The organism is Phenylobacterium sp. (assembly GCF_030654915.1).
GTDB lineage: Bacteria > Pseudomonadota > Alphaproteobacteria > Caulobacterales > Caulobacteraceae > Phenylobacterium.
On sequence record NZ_JAURWM010000102.1, the window covers coordinates 1 to 5,382 of the forward strand.

At 67.2% G+C, this 5,382-nt stretch carries 6 protein-coding genes; 2 read left to right on the forward strand and 4 right to left on the reverse strand.

Features of this window, described 5'->3' with window-relative positions; translation table 11 throughout:
* From Q7T84_RS05170 to Q7T84_RS05180, 3 genes are all read right to left on the reverse strand, one after another.
* The coding region (locus Q7T84_RS05170) for an FAD-dependent oxidoreductase (RefSeq protein WP_304806666.1) at nucleotides 1-718 on the reverse strand (718 nt) is incomplete at its 3' end.
* Between the two features lie 288 nt (nucleotides 719-1,006).
* Nucleotides 1,007-2,341, reverse strand: coding sequence for a tRNA uridine-5-carboxymethylaminomethyl(34) synthesis GTPase MnmE (gene mnmE, locus Q7T84_RS05175; protein WP_304806667.1), 1,335 nt, complete (start codon nucleotides 2,339-2,341; stop codon nucleotides 1,007-1,009).
* Nucleotides 2,338-2,589, reverse strand: a complete 252-nt coding sequence (locus Q7T84_RS05180) for a DUF6489 family protein (RefSeq protein ID WP_304806668.1) — start codon at nucleotides 2,587-2,589, stop codon at nucleotides 2,338-2,340. Before Q7T84_RS05180 ends, mnmE begins: the two co-directional genes overlap by 4 nt.
* A gap of 111 nt (nucleotides 2,590-2,700) precedes the next feature.
* Between Q7T84_RS05180 and Q7T84_RS05185 the strand changes: the two genes are divergently transcribed.
* Both Q7T84_RS05185 and Q7T84_RS05190 read left to right on the forward strand, forming a co-directional pair.
* A complete protein-coding gene (locus tag Q7T84_RS05185) occupies nucleotides 2,701-3,411 on the forward strand; it encodes a dienelactone hydrolase family protein (protein WP_304806669.1) in 711 nt (236 codons plus the stop codon).
* A complete protein-coding gene (locus tag Q7T84_RS05190; protein WP_304806670.1) occupies nucleotides 3,411-4,382 on the forward strand; it encodes a quinone oxidoreductase in 972 nt (323 codons plus the stop codon). The genes Q7T84_RS05185 and Q7T84_RS05190 overlap by 1 nt, the downstream gene beginning before the upstream one ends.
* Before the next feature lie 136 nt (nucleotides 4,383-4,518).
* Here Q7T84_RS05190 and rho read toward each other — a convergent pair.
* Nucleotides 4,519-5,382: transcription termination factor Rho (gene rho, locus Q7T84_RS05195; RefSeq protein ID WP_304806671.1), on the reverse strand; the 864-nt coding region annotated here is incomplete at its 5' end.

Consider the following 5,382-nt stretch of genomic DNA (forward strand, 5'->3'; position numbering starts at 1 on the left):
TGCCGCACGGGATCTGCGGCACCGTAATCTCGCGGTTGAGGAAGGAGAAGGGGATCGGCGTCTCGTCGGCCGCCTGCATCTCCAGCCTGTCCCAGGCGATGGTCGAGCCGACCAGCCGCGCAGGGGTGCCGGTCTTCAGCCGGCCCATGTCGAGACCGAGGCTGTAGAGCCGGTCGGCGAGGCCGATCGCCGGCGCGTCGCCGACACGGCCGGCCGGGATGCGCTTCTCGCCGAGGTGGATCACGCCCTTGAGGAAGGTGCCGGTGGTCAGCACCACCCTGCCCGCCCGGTACTCCGTTCCCGTGGCGCCGACCACGCCCTGGACCACGCCATCGGTGACGATCAGGTCCTCGACCGCTTCGGCCAGGATGCTGAGGTTCGGGGTGGCGGCGAGTTCGGCCTGCATGGCCTCACGGTAAAGTTTGCGGTCGATCTGCGAGCGCGGACCGCGGACCGCCGCCCCCTTGGAGCGGTTGAGCATGCGGAACTGAATGCCGGCGACGTCGGCCAGCCGGCCCATCAAGCCGTCGAGGGCGTCGATTTCGCGGACCAGGTGGCCTTTGCCCAGGCCGCCGATGGCCGGGTTACAGCTCATCTCACCGATGGTTTCGAGCTTGTGGGTGAGCAGCAAGGTCTTGGCGCCAAAGCGCGCGGACGCCGCCGCGGCCTCACAGCCGGCGTGCCCGCCCCCGATGATGATGACGTCCCAGGCGCTCAAGCTTGTCGTCTCCACGAAAGACGCCCCCGGCGAGGCGGGGGCGGTGCCGAGCTATATAGGACAGAATGCTCCGGGTTTCACGTGGGATTCCACGGCGGGGATAGGGTGGAAGGGTGTTTCACGTGAAACACCGTCCTGTTCCTCTCCCCCCGGGAGAGGTTAGGTGAGGGTCTTGCTGTCCTCGGCTTGTGGGCGGCCGGGCGTGACGCCGCTGCGCGGCCCCCTCACCCAACCCTCTCCCGAGGGAGAGGGCCTAAGGACATGTTCACGTGAACGCCGGGCGCGCGCCTACTTGCCGATGCAGAAGCTGGAGAAGACCCGGTCGAGGACGTCCTCGGGATCGATACGGCCGGTGATGCGGTCAAGGGCCCGGCCGGCCAGGCGGACGTCCTCGGCGGCGAGTTCGAGATCGTCTTCGAGGACCAGGGCGCGTTGCAGGCGTTCCAGGGCCTCGGCCAGAAGCTCGCGGTGACGCAGCCGCGTGGCGGTCGGCATCTCGGCGCCAGCCAGGGCCTCGACCACCCGCGTCTCCAGCGCGTGTTCAAGCGCGGCGATGTCGTCGGATGACTTGGCGCTGAGCCGCAAGGCCTCCACGCCAAACGCCCGCGCCTCGACCAAGGCGTGGCCGGTCTCGGCGCCGGACGGCAGGTCGGCCTTGTTGATCACGCACAGGTCGTGTGGATGAAGCTGTGGGACCGTGGCCGCCGCGTCGCTGGCGCCGTCCACCACCCAGATCCGTAAGTCCGCCTCCCCCGCCCAGGCGCGAGCCCGGCGGACGCCCTCGGCCTCGATCTCGTCGTGGGTCTCGCGCAGGCCGGCTGTGTCGGCTAGCAGCGCTTTGTAGCCGCCAAACCGCATCGGCACCTCGATGATGTCTCGCGTGGTGCCCGGCGTGGCGGTGACGATCGCCGCCTCGCGCCCCGCCAACGCATTGAGGATCGTGCTCTTGCCGGCGTTGGGCGCGCCGATCAGGGCGATGCGGAAGCCCTCGCGCACCTGCTCGCCGCGCTTCACGTGAACCAGGGCGTGCTCAAGCTCCGCGATCAGATCGGTCAACACCGGCCGGGCGCGGGCGGCGACGTCAGCCGGCACCTCCTCGTCGGCGAAATCCACGGCGGCCTCGAACATGGCCAGGGCCTCAATCAAGGCCTCGCGCCAACGGCTTTGGGCCTGGCCGAGCGCGCCGCCGAGCTGGTCGAGCGCCTGACGGCGTTGAGCCTCGGTCTCGGCCTCGATCAGGTCGGCGACTCCCTCCGCCTGGGCCAGGTCGAGCTTGCCGTTCTCGAAGGCCCGGCGGGTGAACTCGCCGGGATCGGCCAGACGTAGGCCGAGCGCGGCCAGCGCCTCCAGCAGACCGGCGACGACCGCCGGGCCGCCGTGTACGTGAAACTCGGCGCAGTCCTCGCCGGTGTAGCTCTTGGGACCAGCGAACCAGAGAACCAACGCCTGATCGATCGAGTCGCCGGCGTGGTCGCGTAGGGTCCGCAGGGCGGCGAGCCGCGGCTGCGGGAGCCCGCCGGTCAAGGCGGTGACCGCCCTCCCCGTCGCGGGACCCGACAGGCGCACGACCGCGACCGCTGAACGCCCGGGAGCGGTGGCCGGCGCGAAGATAGTGTCGGTCATTTGTTGCGGCTGGCGCCCATGCCCGCATCAACGGCCGCCGACATCAGGGTGCGGAACTGCTCCTGCGCCCCGGCGCCGAACGCCGCCCAGTTCTTCATCAACTCATCGGGAGAGACCATCGCCATGTTGGCGGTCATGCGTTTCTGCATCTCTTCGACCAGTTTGTCGTTAAGACCCGTGACATCGGGCAATCCCAGAAAGGTCCGGGCTTCCTGGGGCGAGCAGTCGATTTCGATCGTCATCTTCATCTGATTACCTCCAAGCGCCATGTCGGGTCTGACCACATTGTTATGAGCGCAGCCGGCCCCCACAAGCTAGTAGCCGCGTGAGGGCCTTTTTTAGTGAACCGGGAGACGCCAATGGGCGAGACGATCACCATCAAGACCGAAGACGGCCAATTCGCCGCCTATGTCGCGCGACCCGAGAAAGTCCCCGGCCGAAGCCAGACCCCCGCCGTGGTGGTCATCCAGGAAATCTTCGGGGTCAATGCGGTGATGCGCGACACCTGCGACGAGCTGGCCGCCGCCGGCTTCCTGGCGGTCTGTCCCGACCTGTTCTGGCGGATCGAGCCGGGCATCGACATCACCGACCAATCCGAGGCCGAATGGAAGAAGGCGTTCGAACTCTACAACGCCTTTGACGTCGAGGCCGGCGTCAAGGATATCGCAGCCACCATCGACCAGGTGCGGGCGATGGCCGAGGTCAACGGCAAGGTTGGCGCGGTCGGCTTCTGCCTGGGCGGGCTGCTGGCCTTCCTGACCGCGACCCGGACCGACAGCGACGCCAGCGTCGCCTATTACGGGGTCGGCATCGAAAAGAATCTGGTCGAGAGCGAGAAGCAGGCTCACCCGCTGCTGATGCACATCGCCGAGGAAGATCAGTTCGTGCCGAAGGAAGCCCAGGCGCTGATCCTGGCCACCTTGAAGAACCATCCGCAGATCGAGATCCACACCTATCCCGGCCGCGACCACGCCTTCGCGCGCAAGGGCGGCGAGCACTATGACGCCGCCGACGCCAAGCTGGCCAATGGACGGACCCTGGCCTTCTTCCAACAGCACCTGGGGGCATGATGAAAGCCATTCAATTCACGGCGACCGGTGGGCCTGAGGTCCTCGAGGTCGTCGACCTCCCCGTCCCGGTCGCGGGGCCGGGTCAAGTACTGGTTCGCCAGCAGGCGATCGGCATCAACTTCATCGACACCTACCATCGCTCGGGCCTCTATCCGGTGAAGCTGCCCTCGCGGCTCGGAATGGAAGGCGCTGGCGTGGTCGAGGCGGTCGGCGACGGCGTGACCCGGTTCAAGGCTGGCGACCTGATCGCCTACGCTTCCGGGCCGCTGGGCGCCTATGCCGAGTTCCATGCGGTCGTCGCCGAGCGCGCGGTGCATCTGCCCGACGGCGTCGATGCGGCGACCGGCGCTGCGGCCATGCTGAAGGGCATGACGGCCGAGTTCCTGCTGCGCCGCTGCTATCCGGTGAAGGCTGGCGAAACGATCCTGGTTCATGCCGCCGCTGGCGGGGTGGGCTCGATCCTGGTCCAGTGGGCCAAGCACCTGGGCGCCACCGTGATCGCCACGGCCGGGTCGGAGGACAAGGCCGACCGCGCCAAGAACCTGGGGGCCGACCACGTCATCCTCTATCGCGATCAGGACGTCGCCGCCGAGGTTCGGCGGATCACCGATGGCCGGGGCGTCCCGGTGGCCTATGACTCGGTCGGCGCCGCGACCTTCGAGGGCACGCTCGCCAGCCTGGCGCGGCGGGGGCTGTTCGTCAGCTTCGGCAACGCCTCCGGACCCGTGCCGCCGTTCGCGCCGGCGCGGCTGCAGATGGCCGGGTCGCTGTTCTTCACCCGGCCGACCATGGGCGACTACCAGGCCACGACCGCCGACTTAGATGAAAGCGCCGCCGCTCTCTTCGAGGTGATCAAGTCCGGCGCCGTAAAGATCGACATCGGCCAGACCTTTTCGCTCGCCGAAGCCCGCAAGGCGCATGAGGCGCTTGAGGGCCGGGAGACGGTCGGAGCGAGTTTGCTGATCCCCTAAAGCTCCTCTCCCGGCGGGCGAGAGGCGCTTGGTCGGCGTTCCACGTGAAACACGCCTGAAATCAAGTGGTTGACCCAAAGCAAAGGGGCCCGCGTCGCCGCGAGCCCCTTTTTCATGTCCGCTAAGGCTGGTGGCCTCAGGTGTTCATCGACTGGAAGAAGTCGTCGTTGTTCTTGGACGAGCGCAGCTTGTCGAGCAGGAATTCGATCGCGTCCTGGGCGCCCATCGGGGTGATGATGCGGCGCAGGATGAAGGACTTCTGCAGGTGTTCCTTCGGAGTGATGAGCTCTTCCTTCCGGGTGCCCGACTTGATGACGTCGACCGCGGGGTAGATCCGCTTGTCGGCGACCTTGCGGTCCAGAATGATTTCCGAGTTACCGGTGCCCTTGAACTCTTCGAAGATGACTTCGTCCATCCGGCTGCCGGTGTCGATCAGGGCGGTGGCGATGATAGTGAGCGAGCCGCCCTCCTCGATGTTCCGCGCCGCGCCGAAGAAGCGCTTGGGGCGCTGCAGGGCGTTGGCGTCGACACCGCCGGTCAGCACCTTGCCCGAGGACGGGACGACGGTGTTGTAGGCGCGGCCCAGGCGGGTCACGGAGTCCAGCAGGATGACCACGTCGCGCTTGTGCTCGACCAGGCGCTTGGCCTTCTCGATGACCATTTCAGCGACCTGCACGTGGCGGGTGGCCGGTTCGTCGAAGGTCGAGGAGACGACCTCGCCGCGAACCGTGCGGCGCATGTCGGTCACTTCTTCCGGACGCTCGTCGATCAGCAGAACGATCAGGATGACTTCAGGATGGTTGGCGGTGATGGCATGGGCGATGTGTTGCAGCATCACGGTTTTGCCGGATTTCGGCGAGGCCACCAGCAGGCCGCGCTGGCCCTTGCCGATCGGCGCGACCATGTCGATGACGCGCCCGGTGATGTTCTCTTCCGCCCGGATGTCGCGTTCCAGAATCATTGGCTGATTCGGGAACAGCGGTGTCAGGTTCTCGAACAT

Bases quoted from the DNA above. Each gene is read 5' to 3' on its own strand.
- Q7T84_RS05185 (WP_304806669.1), top strand. From the start codon at position 2,701: ATGGGCGAGACGATCACCATCAAGACCGAAGACGGCCAATTCGCCGCC.
- Q7T84_RS05180 (WP_304806668.1), bottom strand. From the start codon at position 2,589: ATGAAGATGACGATCGAAATCGACTGCTCGCCCCAGGAAGCCCGGACC.
- Q7T84_RS05190 (WP_304806670.1), top strand. From the start codon at position 3,411: ATGAAAGCCATTCAATTCACGGCGACCGGTGGGCCTGAGGTCCTCGAG.
- mnmE (WP_304806667.1), bottom strand. From the start codon at position 2,341: ATGACCGACACTATCTTCGCGCCGGCCACCGCTCCCGGGCGTTCAGCG.